At 54.0% G+C, this 2,040-nt stretch carries 2 protein-coding genes and 1 pseudogene; 2 read left to right on the forward strand and 1 reads right to left on the reverse strand.

Annotation, left to right across the window (positions count from 1 at the left end):
* Nucleotides 1-890, reverse strand: an 890-nt coding sequence (locus tag ACSSNI_RS22660) for an OprD family outer membrane porin (RefSeq protein ID WP_448260336.1), incomplete at its 3' end; no start/stop codon positions are given.
* 382 nt (nt 891-1,272) lie between these two features.
* Between ACSSNI_RS22660 and ACSSNI_RS22665 the strand changes: the two genes are divergently transcribed.
* Entirely contained in the window at nt 1,273-1,662 is a 390-nt protein-coding gene (locus tag ACSSNI_RS22665) for a hypothetical protein (protein WP_127839252.1), read from the forward strand.
* A 58-nt stretch (nt 1,663-1,720) separates the two neighbouring features.
* Nucleotides 1,721-2,040: pseudogene (locus ACSSNI_RS22670) on the forward strand (TolC family protein); the annotation flags it as partial.

The following is a 2,040-nucleotide window of genomic DNA, read 5'->3' on the forward strand; positions in this document are numbered from 1 at the left end:
GCCGTGACGGTGTGCGCGCCGAAGGCGACACCCAGGCTGGAGCTCCAGATGTTGTTGTTGAACTCGCCCAGCAACTCGCGGCCTTCGTCGGTTGCCTTGTAGTAGTTGAAACTGCCCAGCAACGCGACGACATCGGAAAGCGGATAGGTGGCCGATAGACCGAAGTAATGTTGGTTCCAGGCATCCTTGAGCCGGCTGGTATACAGGCTAAGACTAAGATTTTCGTTGACGCTATAGTCGCCGCCTGCGTAGCCGAGCCAAGGCGAGTCGACGCCGCCGCCATAAAACGTGACGAAGTCATCGTTCGTGTTGCTGGTATTGGGCTGGCTCATCGCGTGCAGGCGGCCGCCCTGGAGGGTGAGGTCGTCCAGCGAGTTGTTCACAACGGTGACACCCTTGAAAGACTCCGGCAGCAGCCGTGCGTCACCAAAGTGCACGACAGGAGTAGCGGGAAATACATCGCCTGCCTTGATCTCGGTGCCCAAGAACCGTGCTTTCACGGCCCCCCCTACTCGAGAAAAGTCATCCTCGGCATCGCCGGCGCTATTGTAGGGGAGAAGATCGACGGTTCCGCCAGCACCGGAACGTCCTGATCCAGAATCGAGCTTGAGGCCGAGCATGGCGAAGGCGTCGACGCCGATCCCCACCGAGCCTTGGGTATATCCGGACTCGAAGAAGGCCATCAGCCCGTGAGCCCACTCCTCAGAGTAGCCATTGCCGGTCGCACTCTCACCGTCGCGAAAATCTCGATTGAAATAATAGTTGCGATTTATCAGCGATAGCGTGCTGCCTTCGATGAAGCCCTCCGCTGTTTCCGATTGGGCAAAGACCGGGGCGCTGCCCAATGCCAGTGAAAGGGCTGTTAGTGAAAAAACGGCCATTTTGCTCATGATGATGCTCCTGGTGTACGGCAGGTCAGTGCTCAAATGACGCCTTTCGCTTTTTTTTAGCGCTTAGGCAAGTTCTTCCCTGCAGATGACCGCAGGATTAGCGGCAAATTACTATTTTGTTATCTGAGAGGCAAGCAATCGCGCATATCCTCGATTACAGATTTGTAATGTTGCGGTCACGCGGTCGTTATCCACTCTTCTTTAAAGTCAGCCCCATGGCCATCAGTTATCTCCCCGGCTTGGCGAGGCTGATAAAAACGCTTTCGTGTATTGTGTCCTAAACCCAGGACGAATCACTGTCGCAGTAGCGGCGCTGTGTTCCGCGTCTTGGCGGGGGTAGCTCTATGATTGGATTCGACATCTAAACCAGGAAGTCATCGTTTTGCCTTGGATGAGAAAAATAGTTCTGCTGTTGTTGCTAGCCCTGTTCCCATTGCAATCATCATGGGCAGTTGTTAGCACGAGCTGCAGACATGAGGATGGTTCGGCAGCAAATCATCTTGGACATCACGAACATTCGCACGAGTCTCTGGGTGCTGACGAGGAAGGATCGTCAAAAGCCGCAAAAAAAATCAGTCTGGATGGAGACTGTGTCTTTCATGGCGACCATATCAAGCCGCTTATAACGAAAGGGATTTCTCCCGGTTCGGTATTATCAATAAGCTTGAAACCGTTTTCTTCTGCTAGCTACGCATCGGCTGAAGCCGGGCGTCCTGAAAAACCTAATTGGCGCATCGGTGCAAAGCCGGTGAGACGCCAGATTAACCAGTAGGACGCCATTTATCTGTATCTGACGTCTCACCGAACCTTCCCTTTTCTAGGAGATTTCGGTGCGAAAAGTTCTTTTACCGCTGGGGTTGACGATGTTGTCGTGCAACCTCGCCTCTGCGCAGCCTTTAGAGTTGCCGACCTTCACACAGACCTTACCTGTCAGTGTGTCAAATACCTTCCCCGTTGAGTCTGTCGACTCCATAAGCTTTGTACGCGCCTTGGAACTCGCTAGCTCTGCAAGCCCTGAACTGGCTGCTGCAAGACGTGAGCTGGCTGCTTCTCGCGCATTGATTAGCCAAGCAGGAGCACGTCCGAATCCAATATTGTCCGCTAGCCAGGAGGGAATCCGGGGCGATGCCCCGGAGACCACGCTTGAACT

The organism is Stutzerimonas tianxiuensis, assembly GCF_053470365.1.